This is a genomic window from Pseudomonas sp. NCIMB 10586 (assembly GCF_023127895.1).
Taxonomy (GTDB): domain Bacteria; phylum Pseudomonadota; class Gammaproteobacteria; order Pseudomonadales; family Pseudomonadaceae; genus Aquipseudomonas; species Aquipseudomonas synxantha_A.
This window is the reverse complement of the sequence record NZ_SPKQ01000018.1, coordinates 1-17,592: the sequence shown is the minus strand read 5'-3', so window position 1 is coordinate 17,592 and position 17,592 is coordinate 1. Positions and strand designations below refer to the sequence as shown.

The 17,592-nt window shown below is 59.2% G+C and carries 19 protein-coding genes; 8 read left to right on the top strand and 11 right to left on the bottom strand.

Annotated features, from left to right (window positions below):
- Nucleotides 1-8 precede the first annotated feature (8 nt).
- Both E4P01_RS08135 and E4P01_RS08130 read right to left on the bottom strand, forming a co-directional pair.
- Nucleotides 9-1,121: a TIGR00730 family Rossman fold protein gene (locus E4P01_RS08135; RefSeq protein WP_032877501.1), complete on the bottom strand. Its 1,113-nt coding sequence runs from the start codon at nucleotides 1,119-1,121 to the stop codon at nucleotides 9-11.
- Nucleotides 1,122-1,414: 293 nt separating this feature from the next.
- Nucleotides 1,415-1,849, bottom strand: coding sequence for a PA3611 family quorum-sensing-regulated virulence factor (locus tag E4P01_RS08130; RefSeq protein ID WP_216090822.1), 435 nt, complete (start codon nucleotides 1,847-1,849; stop codon nucleotides 1,415-1,417).
- 178 nt (nucleotides 1,850-2,027) lie between these two features.
- Here E4P01_RS08130 and E4P01_RS08125 point away from each other — a divergent pair, with 178 nt between their 5' ends.
- The 3 genes from E4P01_RS08125 to E4P01_RS08115 all read left to right on the top strand — a co-directional run bounded on the left by E4P01_RS08125 (nucleotide 2,028) and on the right by E4P01_RS08115 (nucleotide 4,087).
- Complete coding sequence (locus tag E4P01_RS08125; RefSeq protein WP_032877499.1) at nucleotides 2,028-2,747, top strand: tRNA-uridine aminocarboxypropyltransferase; 720 nt, start codon at nucleotides 2,028-2,030, stop codon at nucleotides 2,745-2,747.
- 251 nt (nucleotides 2,748-2,998) lie between these two features.
- Entirely contained in the window at nucleotides 2,999-3,649 is a 651-nt protein-coding gene (erdR, locus tag E4P01_RS08120) for a response regulator transcription factor ErdR (protein WP_032877498.1), read from the top strand.
- Between the two features lie 75 nt (nucleotides 3,650-3,724).
- A complete protein-coding gene (locus tag E4P01_RS08115; protein ID WP_003189051.1) occupies nucleotides 3,725-4,087 on the top strand; it encodes a diacylglycerol kinase in 363 nt (120 codons plus the stop codon).
- A gap of 3 nt (nucleotides 4,088-4,090) precedes the next feature.
- Here E4P01_RS08115 and E4P01_RS08110 read toward each other — a convergent pair whose 3' ends face one another.
- A complete protein-coding gene (locus E4P01_RS08110; RefSeq protein ID WP_010212678.1) occupies nucleotides 4,091-5,017 on the bottom strand; it encodes a LysR family transcriptional regulator in 927 nt (308 codons plus the stop codon).
- 125 nt (nucleotides 5,018-5,142) lie between these two features.
- On the opposite strand from E4P01_RS08110, the gene fpr reads away from it, so the two are divergent.
- Entirely contained in the window at nucleotides 5,143-5,922 is a 780-nt protein-coding gene (gene fpr, locus E4P01_RS08105) for a ferredoxin-NADP reductase (RefSeq protein ID WP_003189055.1), read from the top strand.
- Between the two features lie 127 nt (nucleotides 5,923-6,049).
- On the opposite strand, the gene tsaA is transcribed toward fpr, so the two are convergent.
- The 7 genes from tsaA to E4P01_RS08070 form a co-directional block, all read right to left on the bottom strand.
- Nucleotides 6,050-6,745: a tRNA (N6-threonylcarbamoyladenosine(37)-N6)-methyltransferase TrmO gene (gene tsaA / locus E4P01_RS08100; RefSeq protein WP_078820441.1), complete on the bottom strand. Its 696-nt coding sequence runs from the start codon at nucleotides 6,743-6,745 to the stop codon at nucleotides 6,050-6,052.
- Between the two features lie 3 nt (nucleotides 6,746-6,748).
- The gene (locus E4P01_RS08095) at nucleotides 6,749-7,210 is read right to left on the bottom strand and encodes a DUF1456 family protein (protein WP_005785469.1); all 462 of its coding nucleotides are present in this window, start codon (nucleotides 7,208-7,210) and stop codon (nucleotides 6,749-6,751) included.
- A 68-nt stretch (nucleotides 7,211-7,278) separates the two neighbouring features.
- The gene (locus E4P01_RS08090; protein ID WP_005785471.1) at nucleotides 7,279-7,989 is read right to left on the bottom strand and encodes an rRNA pseudouridine synthase; all 711 of its coding nucleotides are present in this window, start codon (nucleotides 7,987-7,989) and stop codon (nucleotides 7,279-7,281) included.
- A 71-nt stretch (nucleotides 7,990-8,060) separates the two neighbouring features.
- Nucleotides 8,061-8,534, bottom strand: coding sequence for a GNAT family N-acetyltransferase (locus E4P01_RS08085; RefSeq protein ID WP_078820442.1), 474 nt, complete (start codon nucleotides 8,532-8,534; stop codon nucleotides 8,061-8,063).
- A gap of 109 nt (nucleotides 8,535-8,643) precedes the next feature.
- The gene (gene rimO / locus E4P01_RS08080; protein WP_169855583.1) at nucleotides 8,644-9,972 is read right to left on the bottom strand and encodes a 30S ribosomal protein S12 methylthiotransferase RimO; all 1,329 of its coding nucleotides are present in this window, start codon (nucleotides 9,970-9,972) and stop codon (nucleotides 8,644-8,646) included.
- Between the two features lie 193 nt (nucleotides 9,973-10,165).
- Nucleotides 10,166-10,501, bottom strand: a complete 336-nt coding sequence (locus E4P01_RS08075) for an addiction module antidote protein (RefSeq protein WP_032877495.1) — start codon at nucleotides 10,499-10,501, stop codon at nucleotides 10,166-10,168.
- Nucleotides 10,498-10,821, bottom strand: coding sequence for a type II toxin-antitoxin system RelE/ParE family toxin (locus E4P01_RS08070; protein WP_032877494.1), 324 nt, complete (start codon nucleotides 10,819-10,821; stop codon nucleotides 10,498-10,500). Before E4P01_RS08070 ends, E4P01_RS08075 begins: the two co-directional genes overlap by 4 nt.
- Nucleotides 10,822-11,220: 399 nt before the next feature.
- On the opposite strand from E4P01_RS08070, the gene E4P01_RS08065 reads away from it, so the two are divergent.
- The 3 genes from E4P01_RS08065 (at nucleotide 11,221) to E4P01_RS08055 (ending at nucleotide 14,841) form a co-directional block, all read left to right on the top strand.
- Nucleotides 11,221-13,122, top strand: a complete 1,902-nt coding sequence (locus E4P01_RS08065; RefSeq protein ID WP_005785476.1) for a potassium transporter Kup — start codon at nucleotides 11,221-11,223, stop codon at nucleotides 13,120-13,122.
- A 126-nt stretch (nucleotides 13,123-13,248) separates the two neighbouring features.
- Nucleotides 13,249-14,355, top strand: coding sequence for an NADH:flavin oxidoreductase/NADH oxidase (locus tag E4P01_RS08060; protein ID WP_005785478.1), 1,107 nt, complete (start codon nucleotides 13,249-13,251; stop codon nucleotides 14,353-14,355).
- Nucleotides 14,356-14,655: 300 nt separating this feature from the next.
- Complete coding sequence (locus E4P01_RS08055; RefSeq protein ID WP_078820443.1) at nucleotides 14,656-14,841, top strand: hypothetical protein; 186 nt, start codon at nucleotides 14,656-14,658, stop codon at nucleotides 14,839-14,841.
- A 53-nt stretch (nucleotides 14,842-14,894) separates the two neighbouring features.
- Here E4P01_RS08055 and E4P01_RS08050 read toward each other — a convergent pair whose 3' ends face one another.
- Nucleotides 14,895-16,520 carry a glucan biosynthesis protein D gene (locus tag E4P01_RS08050; protein ID WP_078820444.1) on the bottom strand — a complete coding sequence of 542 codons (1,626 nt, stop codon included), beginning with the start codon at nucleotides 16,518-16,520 and terminating at the stop codon, nucleotides 14,895-14,897.
- A 303-nt stretch (nucleotides 16,521-16,823) separates the two neighbouring features.
- On the opposite strand from E4P01_RS08050, the gene E4P01_RS08045 reads away from it, so the two are divergent.
- On the top strand, nucleotides 16,824-17,543 hold the full coding sequence (locus tag E4P01_RS08045) for a tellurite resistance TerB family protein (protein ID WP_078820445.1): 720 nt from the start codon (nucleotides 16,824-16,826) through the stop codon (nucleotides 17,541-17,543).
- Nucleotides 17,544-17,592: the final 49 nt, after the last annotated feature.

The window sequence follows — 17,592 nt, the reverse complement described above, 5'->3', positions numbered from 1 at the left end:
GCAAAAAACTACGCCGGCAGTGACGTCACACGTTGCTGCGTCTTGCCTTGGGCCTGTGCCCAGTTTTCCGGCAGGTTGATGTAATCCACCAATTCACGCAGTCGCCCCTGGTCGCGGCCATTGAAGTTGAACATCAGGCGGGTCAAGTGACTGAACCTTGGTTCGTCATGGTCTTCGCCTGTATAGGCGAGCTGTTGAAACTCGCCACTGAGCCGCAGGCTGGCAAACTCTTGCTGCAAATGGGCCAGAGCACGCTCACTGAGAGGATGGTTCATGCGCACCACAAACTCGCGTTTCAACCAACGGGTGGAGTGGAAGTTGGCATAGAACTGGTTGATTTCATCCACTGCTTCTTCGGCGCTGTAGACCAGGCGTATCAGCTTGAGGTCAGTAGGCAGAATGTAGCGGTTGGCTTCCAACTGGCTGCGGATAAAGTCCAGGGCACCTTGCCAGAACCCACCGCCTGGCGCATCCAGCAACACTACTGGCACCAGCGGGCTCTTGCCAGTCTGGATCAGGGTCAGTACTTCCAAAGCCTCGTCCAGGGTGCCGAAACCGCCTGGGCACAACACCAGCGCATCGGCTTCCTTGACGAAGAACAACTTGCGGGTAAAGAAGAAGTGGAATGACAGCAGGTTTTCGGTGCCATCGATGGTGGGGTTGGCGTGCTGTTCAAAGGGTAGCGTGATATTGAACCCCAGGCTGTGCGCCAGGCCCGCGCCTTCGTGGGCTGCCGCCATGATGCCGCCGCCACCGCCGGTGATCACCATCAGGTCGGAGCGCGCCAATGCTGCACCCACCTCTCGGGCCAGTGCATACAGTGGGCTTTCCACAGGTGTACGTGCCGAGCCGAACACCGTCACCTTGCGCCGGTCCTTGAATTGTTCGAGTACGCGAAATGCATGGTCCAATTCACGAATGGCGCGCAGGGTGATCTTGGCATTCCAGCGATCCCGGTCGTCCTGGGCCATGCGCAGAACGGTAAGGATCATGTCGCGATAAAGGGGGATATTCGGGCTGTTGGGGGCGATCAACTGGATTTGCGCGTCGACCTGCTGCGTGAGGTCGGTCCCGTTTTCTTCAAAATGACGAAGCAACTGATCATTGGATTCATAAGGCATTCAACTTCTCCTTCTTTACAGGGCCTGGATAGTCGACGAGAGCGTCGTCGGGGCCACGACACTGCATGTGTCGTTGCATGCCACAGGAGGGCAGGCCGCGTATGCCCTGAAAGTGTTACAGAACAGCATTGAAGTAGCTGTGGGCGGGCGTATGGGATGGCTTGATCATGGGCCGAAAAACCCTTGGCTGGCAACCGCTTATTGGTTACTCATCGCGTAGTTTAGTCGTTGGCAGGAGCTGGAGCGGGGGAGTGCGCGCCGCTGGACAGCCGCGCGCGAGGGTTTAGCAGTGGTTACTTTTTCTTCTTCGCCGGAGCCGGGCAATCCGCTTCTACGAACTTGACCGATGCCACAGGGCGGTTGCTTTTGTTCTCGGTGATTTCATAGCGCATCACTGCGCCCTTTGCCATCAGTTCGCGGTAGCCTGGGTTGGTGCATACGCTGCGGCCCAACTGGAAATACACAGCCTTGGGGTTGGCACGCATCTGTTCGGCACGATCAGGCTGAACGCTGAGGTGATCAATCAGCTGCATACCTTCAACGGTGTAGGCCACTTCCAGGGTCTTTTCATCAATTTCCCGGGGCAGGTCCTTGTTGCTTTCGGCCGCGACGCTTTGCAGCTTCCTGTTCATTTGAGCCTCCAGCAGCGAGGCCGCGTGGGCGCCCATAGGCAAGACCAACGCTATGGCGAGGGATGGGGCAACAAGGCGCAGCATGGAACGCAGCATGAAACTCTCCTGATTCGGTTACTGGTGCATAGACCAGCCACTGCGCTGTGCGTTCAGTGGCGCGCAATTATAGGTGAGCCCTTGCCACTACAGCCAGGCGTATCGCTGGTAAACTGCGGGACTTCTGCTTTTCACGAGTTTCTTCCGTGCCGATTCCCTTTTCTTCGCCGCGTGCCCGATGAGCCACGCCGTTTCCCGTTTGCGTGCTCAGCGTCTGGCGCGTGCCGTCAGGCCGTTTCTTAATCGTGGTTCCCGAGCCGAGCGTTGCCCCGGCTGTCGGGTAATTCCCGAGTACTGCTTATGTGCCTGGCGGCCCCAGGTACAAGCCAAGTCGGCCATGTGCCTGTTGATGCATGACGTTGAGCCGATGAAACCCAGCAACACGGGTTGGCTGATCGCTGATGTCATACACGACACCACTGCATTCGCATGGTCGCGCACCGAAGTCGACCCCGATTTGCTCAGATTGTTGGCCGATCCGCAGTGGCAGCCATATATTGTCTTCCCCGGTGAATTCGTGGCACCAGAACGGGTGGTCAGTGAAGTGCGCATGGAGGAGGGCAAGCGCCCGCTGTTTATCTTGCTGGACGGCACCTGGAGCGAAGCGCGCAAGATGTTTCGCAAAAGCCCCTACTTGGAGCACTTGCCGGTACTGAGCCTGGCGCCAGAGCAGTTGTCACGCTACAAACTGCGGCGTTCTAAGCGTGATGACCATTTCTGCACCGCCGAGGTGGCGGCACTTTGTCTGGAGTTGGCCGAAGACGTGGCCGCCAGCGAAGTGTTGGATGCCTATCTCGATGTATTCAGCACCCATTACCTGGCTGCCAAGTTCCAAATGCCGCTGGACCCGATGGACGCTGTGCATACTCGCCTTGCACCCTACATCCCGGCGGTATAACCAGACGACGTTTGCATGATGGCACCGTAAACCTGCAACCCGCTAAAATGCCCTCGGGCGTAGTGCTTGACCCTCCAGGCTACGCTGGTCATGCTGGGCGCCGATTGGGGCGCAACCGTGAATGCCTGACGTCGTTTCACGTGCTTTTGACGTTGAGCAGGCCCTGTGGCGATAGCTGCCAGGCCGTCGCCTTGTGTATTGGTGAGCCCTGAACCATCAGGGCTGCCATAAAAAACAGGATCATTTAACCAATGGCCACATACGAAATCCTGATAGCCGATGACCATCCGCTGTTTCGCAGCGCTCTGCATCAGGCAGTCACCCTGGGGCTTGGCCCTGATGTTCGCCTGGTCGAAGTGGCCAGCATCGCCGAACTGGAAGCTCGCCTCACCGAAAAATCCGACTGGGACCTGGTGCTGCTCGACCTGAACATGCCCGGTGCCTACGGCTTTTCCGGGCTGGTGCTGCTGCGCGGGCAATACCCGCAGATCCCCGTGGTGATGGTCTCGGCCCAGGAGGAAGCCGACGTGGTGGTGCGCTCCAAGGAGTTTGGCGCCAGTGGCTTCATTCCCAAGTCCAGCGCGATGGAAGATATCCAGAAAGCCGTGCGCGCGGTATTGGACGGCGATGTGTCCTGGCCGCCCCAGGCGTTTGAACAAATCAACGTGTCCGACGAAGCCAAGGCCGCCCGTGATGGCCTGGCCAGTCTCACACCTCAGCAGTTTCGGGTGCTGACCATGGTCTGCGAGGGTTTGCTGAACAAGCAGATTGCCTACGAATTGAGCGTGTCGGAAGCGACCATCAAGGCCCATGTCACGGCGATTTTCCGTAAGCTGGGAGTGCGTACCCGGACCCAGGCGGCGTTGCTCTTGCAACAACTTGAGTCAATCTCGCAACATTAAGTTACAGCCGCTTCACGCTTTTTTGACTTTGCGTGATCTAGCTTCCCCACTTCTTTGGTTCAGTTGCCTACATCTATGTCGCCTTTCAAGGGTCAAACCGGTATCAAACGTATCTTCAATGCAGGGGGCTATTCCCTGGATGGTCTGCGCGCAGCTTTCACCGGCGAGGCGGCGTTCCGTCAGTTGGTGTTGTTGAACGTCATCCTGATCCCTTTGAGCTTTTTCCTGCAGGTCAGTCGGGTCGAGCGAGCACTGCTGATTGCGGTATGCCTGCTGGCGTTGATTGTCGAGTTGCTCAACTCTGCGGTAGAAGCGGCCATTGACCGTATTTCCCTGGACCGCCATCCGCTGTCGAAGAACGCCAAGGACATGGGCAGCGCCGCGCAATTTGTGGCACTGACCATGATCACCCTGGTGTGGGCGGTGATCCTGATCTGACGATCAGGCAATACTCGGCAGCACGATCTCGTCGCTGCGCTGCACCCCGGCGGTGAAGGCGCGGCACAGTTCGAGAAACTCGCGCATCGCCGAGGTCTGGTATTTCTGCTTATGCCAGATGAAGTAGAACTGCCGGGCCAGGTCCAGATCCGGGGTTTCCACCGGTACCAGGCTGCCGCGGCGGAACGCGTCGCGCAGCGCCAGCCGCGAAATGCAGCCGATCCCCAACCCCGACTCCACTGCCCGCTTGATTGCCTCCGTGTGTTCCAGCTCCAGACGGATATTCAGCGCGCTGCGATGATGGCGCATGGCCTGGTCAAACGTCAGGCGCGTGCCCGAGCCTTGTTCGCGCAGGATCCACGCCTCGTGGGTCAACTCATCCATGCTGGCCACGCCACGTTTGGCCAGATGATGCTGGGGCGCACAAAACACCACGAGCTCGTCTTCTACCCAGGTTTGCACCTCGATGTCCGGATGGCTGCAGTCACCTTCGATTAGACCCAGGTCAATTTCGTAGTGCGCTACCTGATGCACGATATGTGCAGTGTTCTGCACATGGAGTTTCACCTGGCTTTCGGGATGCTGCTGCATAAAGCTGCCAATCAGCAGCGTCGCCAAGTAATTGCCGATGGTCAGGGTCGCGCCGACCGCCAAGGAGCCGAAGCCGGACTTGCCGTTGAGCAGGTCCTCGATCTCTTTGGCCTGGTCCAGCAGTGCAACCGCCTGGGGCAATAGCTGGTGACCGAGGGCGTTGAGACTCAGGCGTTTGCCGGCGCGGTCGAACAATTGGCAGCTGGATTGACGCTCCAGCTCGGTAATCGACGTGCTGGCGGCGGATTGAGATAAGGCCAGAAGGCCAGCAGCGCGCGAGACGCTTTCCTGCTGGGCGACGGCGACGAAAACTTGCAGTTGACGGAGAGTAAATCGCATATCGATATAACCGATAACCCTTATCTTAATAATCCAGTTAACAGATATTGTCGCCGCCATTAGAATGCTGTGCAATTGCGCATCCTTACCTTTGGCGCAGACCCATTTCCAGGAGTCCCCCGTACATGAGCAACATGAACCACGAGCGTGTCCTCAGTGTTCATCACTGGAACGACACTCTGTTCAGCTTCAAGTGCACCCGCGATCCGGGCCTGCGCTTCGAGAACGGTCAGTTCGTGATGATCGGCCTGCAACAGCCCAACGGCCGCCCGCTCATGCGCGCTTACTCGATTGCCAGCCCGAACTGGGAAGAGCATCTGGAATTCTTCAGCATCAAGGTGCCGGATGGCCCGCTGACTTCCCAATTGCAGCACTTGAAGGAAGGCGACGAGATCATCATCAGCAAAAAACCGACGGGCACCCTGGTGCTTGACGATTTGAAGCCGGGCAAACACCTGTACCTGCTCAGCACCGGCACTGGCCTCGCGCCGTTCATGAGCGTGATCCAGGACCCGGAGACCTACGAGCGTTTCGAAAAAGTCATCCTGTGCCACGGCGTGCGCTACGTCAACGAAGTCGCCTACCGCGAATTCATCACCGAGCACCTGCCGCAGAACGAATTCTTCGGCGAGGCCCTGCGTGACAAGTTGATCTACTACCCGACCGTGACCCGCGAGCCGTTCGAAAACGAAGGCCGCCTGACCGACCTGATGCGCAGTGGCAAGCTGTTCAGCGACATCGGCCTGCCACCGATCAACCCCGAAGACGACCGCGCCATGCTGTGCGGCAGCCCAAGCATGTTGGATGAGACCAGCGAAGTGCTGAACAGCTTCGGCCTGAAGGTTTCGCCACGGATGCGTGAGCCGGGCGATTACCTGATCGAGCGTGCGTTCGTCGAGAAGTAATACAGCGTCAGTAAGCAGATCAAAATGTGGGAGGGGGCTTGCCCCGATGGCGGAGTGTCAGTCACTGCATCTGGTGACTGACCCACTACTATCGGGAGCAAGCCCCCTCCCACATTCAGTCTCCGGTTTATCCGGCGGGAACCACTTCCAGCACACAAATCATCCCAGGTTCCGGGTAGTGCCAGCGCACATCCACATCCCATAATTGCGCACCGTATTCCCGTTCCGACGTGGGAACCTGATACGCCGGCCGCGGATCCTGCGCCAAACACTGCTCAATCAGTTCCACCAACGGCTCGCCGAGGCGTTGAGCGTGGCCTTGCGCCTGTTGCAGCGCCGTCTTCAGCCACTGCACCGCAATCAGTTGCGGCGCGCTGCTGGCAATGGTGTTGGTAGCGCTGTCGACAATGTCGGCATAGGGCACATATGGCTTGATATCCAGCACCGGCGTGCCATCGAGCAAGTCGATCCCGGAAATCCACAGTCGCCCCGGTTCCACCTTGTCCAGCTTGACCACCGATTGGCCAATGCCATTAGGTCGGTGGGTGGCACGGGTGGCAAACACGCCCATGGACGTATTGCCGCCCAGGCGTGGCGGGCGCACTTTCAGGCGTGGCTTGTCTTCAAGGGCCTGATGAAACAGGAACAGCAACCACACATGGCTGACCTGTTCCAGCCCCTGCACCGCCTCGCCCTGGTCGAACGGCGCCACCAACTCCAGCACGCCACGGGCAGCCGGTGCCAGTTGCGGTTGGCGCGGGATGGCGAACTTCTCCTTGAAGCAGGAGCGTACGAAACCGACGGGCGAGACCTGGTAACTCATGGCTTAGGCACGGACCCGCAAGGTCAGGCCCTTGAGGAAGTTACGCAGCAACTGATCACCACAGGTGCGGTAGTTGGTATGGCCGAACTTGCGGAACAGCGCGCTCAGCTCTGGCTTGGACACCGGGAACTCCGCTGCCTTGAGGATGGCATGCATGTCGTCTTCCTTCAGTTCGAAGGCCACGCGCAGCTTTTTCAGGATGATGTTGTTGGTCACCGGCGTTTCGATCGGCTGCGGTGGACGGCTTTCGTCCTTGCCGCGCTTGAAGATGACCAGGCCATCGAGGAAGTGAGCCATGACTTCATCCGGGCAGAACACGAAGCCTTCTTCCTCATCTTTCTTGAGGTAGGTCAGCAGGTCTTCCTTGGTCACGTCCATGCCGCCGAGCTTGATGATCTCGACCATCTTGTTGTCGCTGATGTCGAGCATGTAGCGCACGCTGCGCAGTACGTCGTTGTGAATCATGGTGAGCAATCCTGCTATTGAACTGATGACGCCGCCCAATCAGGCGGTGTCGGGAAAAGGGGAACGGCTTAGAACTTCTCTTTGCCGGACAGGTAGCGCCATTGGCCCACTGGCACCTTGCCAATGGACACGCCGCCGATGCGGATACGGCGGATGGCGATGACTTTCAGGCCAACAGCTTCGCAGAACAGCGCGATAACGCCGGGTTGCGGGTTTTTCATCGCAAAGCGCAGGCGGTTTTCGTTCTGCCAGCTGGCTTTCACAGCGGGCAGTTCCTTACCTTTGTAGGTCAGGCCGTGGTTCAGGCGGTTGAGGCCGTGGGCAACCATGTCGCCTTCGACTTCTACTACGTATTCCTGCTCGATCTTGGCGGCATCGGCGGTCAACTTGCGCAGAATCTTCCAGTCCTGGGTGAACACCAGCAAGCCGCTGGCCTTGGCTTGCAAGTCGGCGCTGGCGGTCAGGCGCAGGAAATGCCCCTTGAGCGGGCGCTTGCTGAAGCGGTGTTCTTCAGACAAGGTCTCGGCGCTGATCGTGGCCATGGCGGTTTCAGCGTCCATGCCTGCCGGCGCGTGCAACAGAATGGTCACCGGCTCTGGTGGGGTGGCTTTGGCCTCTGGGTCCAGCTCGACTTTTTCGGTTGTGACCTTGAACTGCGGCTCGTCGATCACTTCGCCGTCCACCGAGACCCAGCCGCCTTCGATAAACAGCTCAGCCTCCCGACGGGAGCAACCGACCAGTTCGATAAGGCGTTTGGAGAGGCGTATGGGGTCAGTCATGACAAGGGCCGTAACAAAAGGGGGCGGCTATTGTACCTGCCTGGCGCCGGTTAATCCCGAGCCCATTTCATTTAGCCCTGGCGCGCCTGTTGTTGCAGCTGGCGCAAACGCATATGCAGCAACGGGTAAGGCTGCCCAAGGCCATCATGCTCCGTGCGTCCGATCACCTCGAAGCCCTGCTTGAGGTAAAAGCCCAGGGCCTGGGGGTTCTGCTCGTTGACGTCCAGTTCCTCGGCGTTCAGGTGTTCGATGGCATAGCCCAGCAATTGCCGGCCCAGGCCCTGGCCACGGTGTTGCGGGTCGATAAACAGCATTTCCACCTTGCCGGCCACCACCCCGGCGAACCCGGTGATGCGCTGGCGCGAGTCCTTGGTGCAGATCAGCATCACCGCATCCAGGTAGCGGGTCAGCACCAGGTTTTTCAACCGGTCGATATAGCTGTCCGGCAGGAAGTCGTGGGTGGCGCGTACTGAGGCTTCCCAGATCTGCGCCAGGCGCGGGTAGTCGCTGGATTTAGGCGTATAGATGACCGAATGCTGTCGCATGACCGCTGCCTCTTGGCGTTATTTGCGCTGATGAGCAAAACGATAGACCTAAAAAAGCCCCGCATCTTGTCAGAGGCGGGGCTTTTTCAAAATATTACGCAAACACGCTTCAGTCGCGCTTTTCAGCCCACAAGTCGTACTCGTCGGCGTCGGTCACGGTGCACCAGACCTTGTCGCCCGGCTTCAAGCCGCTGGCATCGTCAATAAACACGTTGCCGTCGATTTCCGGCGCATCGAAGAAGCAGCGGCCAACGGCGCCTTGCTCGTCGACTTCGTCGATCAGCACTTCGATTTCCTTGCCGATGCGCAGTTGCAGACGCGCCGAGCTGATCGCCTGCTGGTGCGCCATGAAGCGCTCCCAACGATCTTGCTTGACGTCGTCCGGCACCACGGCCAGGTCCAGCAGGTTGGCCGGAGCGCCTTCCACCGGCGAGTACTGGAAGCAGCCGACGCGGTCCAGCTGCGCTTCGGTCAGCCAGTCGAGCAGGTACTGGAAGTCTTCTTCGGTCTCGCCGGGGAAACCGACGATGAAGGTGGAGCGGATGATCAGCTCCGGGCAGATCTCGCGCCAGTTCTTGATACGCGCCAGGGTCTTGTCTTCGAACGCCGGGCGTTTCATTGCCTTGAGCACTTTGGGGCTGGCGTGTTGGAACGGGATGTCCAGGTACGGCAGGATCTTGCCGGCGGCCATCAACGGGATCAGCTCGTCCACGTGCGGGTACGGGTAAACGTAGTGCAGGCGCACCCATACGCCCAGGCTGCTGAGGGCTTCGCAGAGTTCGGTCATGCGGGTTTTCACCGGCGCGCCGTTCCAGAAGCCAGTGCGGTATTTCACGTCGACGCCGTAGGCGCTGGTGTCCTGGGAGATCACCAGCAGCTCCTTGACGCCGGATTTGACCAGGCGCTGGGCCTCGTCAAGCACATCACCCACCGGGCGGCTCACCAGTTTGCCGCGCATCGACGGGATGATGCAGAAGCTGCAGCTGTGGTTGCAGCCCTCGGATATCTTCAGGTACGCGTAGTGGCGTGGGGTCAGTTTGATACCTTGAGGCGGCACCAGGTCGATCAGCGGGTTGTGGTCCTGGCGTGGCGGCACCACTTCGTGCACGGCGTTGACCACCTGCTCGTACTGCTGGGGGCCGGTCACCGCCAGCACACTCGGGTGCACGTTACGGATATTGCCTTCTTCCACGCCCATGCAGCCGGTGACGATGACCTTGCCGTTTTCCTTGATGGCTTCGCCGATCACTTCCAAAGACTCGGCCTTGGCCGAATCAATGAAGCCGCAGGTGTTGACCACCACCACATCGGCGTCCTGGTAAGTGGACACGACGTCATAGCCTTCCATACGCAGTTGCGTGAGGATGCGCTCGGAGTCGACCAGAGCCTTCGGGCAACCCAGGGAAACAAAGCCAACCTTGGGGTTGGCTTTTGCGATGGTGGTGGACATGTCTAACCTCGGTATTGAATGACGCTGCCGGTCGTGCACGACAAGGCAACGGATGGGCGCTTGGTGCGCCTCTGATCAAAAAGTGCGCAATTCTATCGGCGGGCAGCGCACTTGACCAGCTTTATGCAGGGAAATGCGACGAGTGCTGCGCTGGATAATTCGCAGAGTGCTTACAACGCTTTCAAGCGCGTACGTCTTGTTCTGTACGGTGCGAGACGACTTTAGACATGCCCACACCTAATGCCTGAAGTACTTTCAGGAGGGTGGAGAGCTTTGGATCGCCGCCCACAGCGATGGACCTGTAGAGATTAGCCCTATTGAGCCCTGTGTTTTGCGACAAGCTAAGCATTCCGCCACGGGCTTCCGCGACTCGGCGGACAGCAACAAGGAAGGCGTCCTCACCACCCGCTTCATCGATTTCCTCAAGAGCTACAGAGAGATACTCGAGAGCAAACGCCTCGTCGTCTTGGAGCATTTCAAGAACGCTATCTTCATGAGAGCGAGTCCGACTGGTCATTTTTGCTGCCCCTTATAAGACGTCCAGAGAGCCTTGGCCTGATTGATGTCGTTTTGCTGTCTGGCCTTTGAGCCTCCGCCTAGCAGAAACACAATTTTTCGATCCTGGATTGCGTAATAGACGCGAAATCCAGGCCCGAAGTCGAGCTTCATCTCAAAGACTCCATCACCTACTGGCTCGGTAACGCCAAAGTGACCCAACGAAGCGCGGTCCACTCTGGCAGTGATTCTTGCTTTTGAACGTGTGTCTTGCACGGTGTCTAGCCAAGCTTGGTAGATATCCACGCCATTGACTGACAGCACATGTTTCACTTCGTACATGAGCAATGTACCTTAAAAGAGACAGGGCGATGATTGAGTTTTTATATGGACTGAAGGTGACATGCCGGATCGTAATTTATTGATCGGCCAAGCTGATCAAGTAGTTTCTGAGGCAACCCTGCTGAGCCGGGCCAACATATACGGTTGGCCGCGATGTCATCAATGCAGGCAAAAAGGCGCCAAAATGCCGCCTCAGTCATTGCTGACTACATAAAGCGACGTCTCAGCTAATGGAACAGCGAAATGCGACGAGTGCTGCGCTATGCTTCGCGCCGTTGCGCACGGGTAATGCCCTTGGGTCAATAAAACGTCTGTTTCGAGAAGTAAAACAGCGCATGCTAGGGTCAGCTTAGTCGTGCTGTTTATAAAAGACCTTGGGTCAAAGGGCAGGAGTGGTTGATGGGTCAGGCAAGTAGTCAGGCAGCAGGTGCCGAGCATTCAAACGCCAAGCCGATTGGCATGCTGGTGGCGGCAGTCGGGGTGGTTTATGGCGATATCGGGACCAGCCCGCTCTACACCCTTAAAGAGGTGTTCAACGGCGGTTACGGAGTACAGGTCAACCATGACGGCGTCTTGGGGATACTGGCGCTGATCTTCTGGTCTCTGATCTGGGTGGTGTCGATCAAGTACATGTTGTTCGTGCTACGTGCCGACAACCAGGGCGAGGGCGGCATCATGGCGCTCACGGCGTTGGCGCGGCGGGCTGCTGGGGAGCGCGCTAAATTGCGCAGTTTCCTGGTGGTGTGCGGCCTGTGTGGCGCGGCACTCTTTTATGGCGACAGCATGATCACCCCGGCGATTTCGGTATTGTCGGCCATTGAAGGCCTGGAGCTGGCGTTCGACGGCCTGGAAAAATGGGTGGTGCCCATTGCGTTGATCGTGCTGGTGGCGCTGTTTCTGATCCAGAAACACGGCACCGATCGTATCGGCAAGCTGTTCGGCCCGGTGATGGTCACCTGGTTCCTGGTGTTGGGCGGTCTCGGGGTGTACGGCATTCTGCAGCAGCCTGAAGTATTGAATGCGCTGAACCCTGCATGGGGCGTGCGCTTCTTTATGGTTCACCCCGGCATCGGCGTGGCAATTCTTGGCGCGGTGGTGCTGGCCTTGACCGGCGCCGAAGCGTTGTACGCCGACATGGGCCACTTCGGGCGCAAGCCCATCGCCCGTGCCTGGTTCATCCTGGTGCTGCCGGCGCTGGTGCTCAACTATTTCGGCCAGGGCGCGATGCTGCTGGGCGATCCGGAGGCCGCGCGCAACCCGTTTTACCTGCTGGCACCGAGCTGGGCGCTGATCCCGCTGGTGGGCTTGTCCACCCTGGCGACCGTGATCGCGTCCCAGGCAGTCATTTCCGGTGCGTTCTCGTTGACCCGCCAGGCGATCCAGTTGGGTTACATCCCGCGTATGCACATCCAGCACACTTCGAGTGCCGAGCAAGGCCAGATCTACATCGGCGCTGTGAACTGGTCGTTGATGGTGGGCGTGATCCTGCTGGTGCTGGGCTTCGAATCTTCCGGTGCCCTGGCGTCGGCCTACGGCGTAGCGGTGACCGGCACCATGCTGATGACCACCATCCTGGTGTCGGCGGTCATGCTGTTGCTGTGGAAGTGGCCGCCGGTGCTGGCGGTGCCGGTGTTGCTCTGCTGCTTGCTGGTGGACGGTCTGTTTTTCGCCGCCAACGTGCCCAAGGTGATCCAGGGCGGCGCGTTCCCGGTACTGGCGGGGATTGTGTTGTTCGTGTTGATGACCACCTGGAAGCGCGGCAAGCAATTGCTGGTCGAGCGCCTCGACGAGGGTGGGCTGCCATTGCCGATTTTTATCAGCAGCATCCGCGTGCAGCCGCCTCATCGCGTGCAGGGCACGGCGGTGTTCCTGACCGCGCGCCCGGATGCGGTGCCCCACGCGCTGTTGCATAACCTGCTGCACAACCAGGTGCTGCATGAGCAGGTGGTGCTGCTGACGGTGGTCTACGAAGACATTCCACGGGTGCCTGCCGCACGGCGTTTCGAGGTGGACTCCTACGGCGAAGGCTTCTTTCGCGTGATCCTGCATTTCGGGTTCACCGATGAGCCGGACGTGCCCGAAGCGCTGAAGCTGTGCCATCTGGATGATCTGGATTTCAGCCCGATGCGCACCACCTATTTCCTCAGCCGGGAGACCGTGATCGCCTCGCGTATCAAGGGCATGGCGCGCTGGCGCGAAACCTTGTTCGCCTTCATGTTGAAGAACGCCAACGGTAACCTGCGCTTCTTCAAGCTGCCGGTAAACCGTGTGATCGAGCTGGGCACCCAGGTCGAAATGTAAGGCGCTGCATAACGGGAGCCGGCAATCGGCTCCCGCTTTCCTTTCTGAACCCTGTGCAATCGGTGGTTGTCGACTAGGCTCTAAACACTGTTGAACAGTGCCCATAGAACCCAGAAGAGGTGCGCCATGAGTCAGCTGCTCGAACCCTATACCCTGCGCCAATTGACCCTGCTCAACCGCATCGCGGTCTCGCCGATGTGCCAATACTCCAGCGACGACGGCCTGGCCAATGACTGGCACCTGGTGCATCTCGGCAGCCGAGCCGTGGGGGGCGCAGGGCTGATTTTCACCGAAGCCACCGCTGTGACGGCTGATGGGCGTATCACCGCCCAGGACCTGGGCCTGTGGAACGACGCCCAGATCGAGCCGCTGCGGCGTATCACGCGCTTTATCGCGGCCCAGGGCGCGGTGGCGGGTATTCAACTGGCCCATGCCGGGCGCAAGGCCAGCACCCATCGGCCCTGGATCGGCAAGCATGGCAGCGTCAAGCCGGAGGAGGGCGGGTGGGTGCCGGTGGGCCCTTCGCCGATTGCCTTCGACCCCAATCACACCCAGCCCAAGCAATTGGACGAAGGGCAGATCCAGCAAGTAATCGCCGACTTTGTCGCTGCCGCCAAACGCGCCTTGACCGCAGGTTTTGAAGTGGTGGAAATCCATGCTGCCCATGGCTACCTGCTGCACCAGTTTCTCTCGCCCATCAGCAACCAGCGTCAGGACCACTACGGCGGCTCGTTCGAAAACCGCATTCGCCTGGTACTGGAGGTGACCAAGGCCGTACGTGCGGCCTGGCCTCAGGAGTTGCCACTGTTTGTGCGGGTATCGGCCACCGATTGGGTGGAGGACGGCTGGAACCCGGATGAAACCGTGGAATTGGCGCGCCGCCTGAAAGACTTGGGTGTTGACCTGATCGATGTGTCCTCCGGCGGCACCGCCGCCAATGCCGAGATCCCCACCGGCCCTGGCTACCAGACGCGCTTCGCCGAGCGCGTGCGCAAGGAGTCGGGCATCGCCACCGGCACGGTTGGCATGATTACCGAACCGGCCCAGGCCGAGCACATCCTGCGCACCTGCCAGGCCGACATCATCTTCCTGGCCCGTGAACTGCTGCGCGACCCGTACTGGCCGCTGCATGCCGACGATGACTTGGGCGGGCGCAAGGCTATCTGGCCGGCGCAGTACCAGCGGGCAACCCATCGGGACCAGCCGATTCATGAGTCGGATCTGCGGGATTGATCCCGCGCACAGTTAGGTCGAACCCACCCTGATACGGTGGGTTTTTTCTTGCGGTTGCCAGAACTCGCGTCCTGTATCGACCACGGCGTAAGCAAGCGCTGTAGGGTTTTATTACCGAGGCCATTTTTTTAAGTGAATACTCTAAAAAAATCCCACGTGCCACGAGATAGTTTCTAAGCTTAGGGTTAGCCTGGTTCCTAGCCCAGGGAGGTAGGCTGCTTGACCACGAAAGCGTTGTGCTTCGGGGGAGTTTGGAAATGGGCACCAGGAGTATTTGACTGATATCAGGAGTAGTGGTCCATGGCCAAATCCTATGGCGTAGCGGGTGCGATGGCGTCTTTTCTGAGCCGCCGTATGTCATTGCGGGGTCGAAGGTTGAGTTCGGATGAAATGGAGTTGCTGGCCCAGTACCGGGCGCTGACTGAGAGTGATCAGATGGCGATGCGGTATCTGATTGGCGCAATGAAAAGCGTATCGCGGTTCTAAGCCACCTGCGATCATTCCCACGCTGCGACGTGGGAATGATCAGGCGGTTAATTTCAGGTGTACTTGCGCTGCTCCGGTGCGGGCGGGAAGTACTGATACAGCCAGGTTTCGCTCAGGGTGCGGTCCTGGGTGCGAATAAACAGGCGCAGCTCCACCGGCTCCACACTGTCGCTGGTGGGGTACCAGTCGAACAGGATGCGATAGCCCTTGATGTTATCCAGCACCAGCACGCTGAAATCCTTCACCTCACCATGGGAGCAGGTCACCACCGGCTCGATGCCGGTGCCCGCTGGCAGGCGATCCAGCCCGCCGCCTTTGAAGTCTACGGCGAAACGCCGCGCCCACACCTTCGGGTAATGCTCGCCGGGCGCCCAGCCTTCGGTGAAACCACCCATGCCTGACCGGGTTGCGTCGACCTGCGCCAGCGGCGTGCTCACCGGTGGCAGTGCGCTCCAGTACAACTTGTAGCCATAGTTGAGCGAATCACCCGCGGCTACGGGCTTTTTCGGGGTCCAGAAGGCGACGATATTGTCCAGGGTTTCGCCGGTGGTGGGGATCTCCAGCAGGTCGATCGAGCCTTCGCCCCACGCGGTGGTAGGTTCAACCCACAGGCTTGGGCGCTTGCTGTACCAGTCGACGGTGTCCTGGTAGCTGGCGAACTCATGGTCGGTCTGCACAAGGCCGAAGCCTTTGGGGTCGGTGTCGGCGAACGCGTTGAATTGCAGCTTGGCCGGGTTGTTCAGCGGGCGGCAGATCCACTCGCCATTGCCGCGCCACATGGCCAAGCGGTCCGAATCGTGGATTTGCGGGTGGATGGTGTCGCACATGCGCCGCTCATGGGTGCCGCAGCTGAACATGCTGGTCATGGGGGCGATGCCCAATTGTTCGATGGCAGTGCGTGCATTGATGTGCGCGTCGATTGCCATCACCACCTGGTTGGCCTGGCAGTCGATATCGAAGCGGTAGGCGCCGGTGGCGCTTGGCGAGTCAAGCAGGGCGTAGACCACAAAGCGGGTGGCATTCTTGTCCGGAGTTTCGAACCAGAACTGCGTGAAGTCGGGGAATTCCTCGCGTTTTTTCGCGTAGGTATCAATCGCCAGGCCGCGGGCCGACAGGCCATATTGGCCGGTGGAGTCCACCGCGCGAAAGTAGCTGGCGCCGAGAAACGACAGCACGTCATGGCGGTCCAGCTCCGGCGCCTTGAACAGCTTGAAGCCGGAAAAACCCAGGTCGCCGGTCAGTTGCTGGGTGTCCACCGTGGTTTTTTCATAGTTGAACAGTGAAGGGCGGAAATGCACTTCGCGGGCTTCACGGGTCTTGGGGTCGACACTGTGCATGCGCACCGGCGTCTTGAAGCCCATGCCGACATGGAAGAATTGCACGTCCAGTTGGCCGTTCAACTCTTTCCACAACGAATGGTTACCGTCGTAGCCAATGGCGTTGAAATTCTGCGGGGTCATGGTGGCCAGGGTTGGCGGCAGCACCTGCTTAGTGTCTTGATAGCCACGGGTGGCCAGTTGCTTGGCTTGCGCCTTGAGCGCTTCGAAATCGAACGCCACGGCTTTGCCGTCGGCGGCACGGTTCCCGGCCCAAGCCTGCGCGGCCAGCAGGCCGCTGGCCGACAAACCGGTGTAAGCCGCAATGGCCATGGATGCTTTGAGCAAATTCCTGCGGTGCATAGAGACAACCTGTCGTGAGCAAATCCCGCGCCGTTCCTGGCACGTAGCGGATCAGAAATAACGGTTCGGACATGCCTTCGGCCAAACGCAACGGACAATAAACAGACGCCGGATAGCTTAAGCGGTTCGATGAACAAGGCAAATTGATTGATGGCGGGATGATGGCGCTGCATATGCAACAAGACATTTCCTGGTCGAATACCCGCGTTACATCTGGAAGCACTCTAGATCGCGGCTTTTTGGCACTTCGTCTTACGCTGGGGGCCTATTGGTCCTATGAACCCAAGTGTCTGGAGGCTACGAATGAATACCCGCGGATTGCTCGATCAGTTGCTCAAGTCTGGCCAGGATATGTTGCAAAACAAGGCTGGCGGCCAACGCAAATCCAGCGACAAAAGCGCCCTTGGAGGTTTACTCGGCGGTAGCGGGCTGGGCAGCATGCTCGGCGGTGCCGGTGGCGGCGCCCTGGCGGCCGGAGCCATGGGCTTGCTGCTGGGCAACAAAAAAGCGCGCAAATTCGGCGGCAAGGCCCTGACCTACGGCGGCCTTGCCGCATTGGGTGTGATTGCCTATAAAGCCTACGGCAACTGGCAAGCCCAGCAAGCCAGCGCCCCCCAAGGCGAACCACAAACCATCGACCGCCTGCCTCCGGCCCAGGTTGAACAACACAGCCAGGGCATTCTCAAGGCACTGGTGGCCGCCGCAAAGGCAGACGGCCATGTGGATGAGCGCGAGCGCGCGTTGATCGAAGGCGAATTCACCAAGCTGGACAACGACCAGGAACTGCAACACTGGCTGCACGCCGAACTCAACAAGCCCCTGGACCCCACCGACGTCGCCCGCGCCGCCAGCACCCCGGAAATGGCCGCCGAAATGTACATCGCCAGCGTAATGCTGGTGGATGAGGAAAATTTCATGGAAAAAGCCTACCTGGATGAACTGGCCCGCCAACTGAAACTTGAACCCGGCTTAAAGCTGGAGTTGGAAAAGCAAGTGCGGCTCAACGCAGCTCTGCCCCGCTAACCACGATGCGAAGCGAGCCGCTCTTGATCTGCTTTTGATCTTGATCTTA

Coding starts and splice junctions, on each gene's coding strand:
- E4P01_RS08070 (WP_032877494.1), bottom strand. CDS start 10,821: ATGTACGAAGTGAAACATGTGCTGTCAGTCAATGGCGTGGATATCTAC.
- tsaA (WP_078820441.1), bottom strand. CDS start 6,745: ATGAGTTACCAGGTCTCGCCCGTCGGTTTCGTACGCTCCTGCTTCAAG.
- E4P01_RS08125 (WP_032877499.1), top strand. CDS start 2,028: ATGAGCCACGCCGTTTCCCGTTTGCGTGCTCAGCGTCTGGCGCGTGCC.
- E4P01_RS08095 (WP_005785469.1), bottom strand. CDS start 7,210: ATGATTCACAACGACGTACTGCGCAGCGTGCGCTACATGCTCGACATC.
- E4P01_RS08045 (WP_078820445.1), top strand. CDS start 16,824: ATGAATACCCGCGGATTGCTCGATCAGTTGCTCAAGTCTGGCCAGGAT.
- E4P01_RS08090 (WP_005785471.1), bottom strand. CDS start 7,989: ATGACTGACCCCATACGCCTCTCCAAACGCCTTATCGAACTGGTCGGT.
- E4P01_RS08050 (WP_078820444.1), bottom strand. CDS start 16,520: ATGCACCGCAGGAATTTGCTCAAAGCATCCATGGCCATTGCGGCTTAC.
- E4P01_RS08085 (WP_078820442.1), bottom strand. CDS start 8,534: ATGCGACAGCATTCGGTCATCTATACGCCTAAATCCAGCGACTACCCG.
- E4P01_RS08055 (WP_078820443.1), top strand. CDS start 14,656: ATGGCCAAATCCTATGGCGTAGCGGGTGCGATGGCGTCTTTTCTGAGC.
- E4P01_RS08060 (WP_005785478.1), top strand. CDS start 13,249: ATGAGTCAGCTGCTCGAACCCTATACCCTGCGCCAATTGACCCTGCTC.
- E4P01_RS08075 (WP_032877495.1), bottom strand. CDS start 10,501: ATGACCAGTCGGACTCGCTCTCATGAAGATAGCGTTCTTGAAATGCTC.
- E4P01_RS08110 (WP_010212678.1), bottom strand. CDS start 5,017: ATGCGATTTACTCTCCGTCAACTGCAAGTTTTCGTCGCCGTCGCCCAG.
- E4P01_RS08135 (WP_032877501.1), bottom strand. CDS start 1,121: ATGCCTTATGAATCCAATGATCAGTTGCTTCGTCATTTTGAAGAAAAC.
- E4P01_RS08065 (WP_005785476.1), top strand. CDS start 11,221: ATGGGTCAGGCAAGTAGTCAGGCAGCAGGTGCCGAGCATTCAAACGCC.
- E4P01_RS08115 (WP_003189051.1), top strand. CDS start 3,725: ATGTCGCCTTTCAAGGGTCAAACCGGTATCAAACGTATCTTCAATGCA.
- fpr (WP_003189055.1), top strand. CDS start 5,143: ATGAGCAACATGAACCACGAGCGTGTCCTCAGTGTTCATCACTGGAAC.
- E4P01_RS08130 (WP_216090822.1), bottom strand. CDS start 1,849: ATGCTGCGTTCCATGCTGCGCCTTGTTGCCCCATCCCTCGCCATAGCG.
- erdR (WP_032877498.1), top strand. CDS start 2,999: ATGGCCACATACGAAATCCTGATAGCCGATGACCATCCGCTGTTTCGC.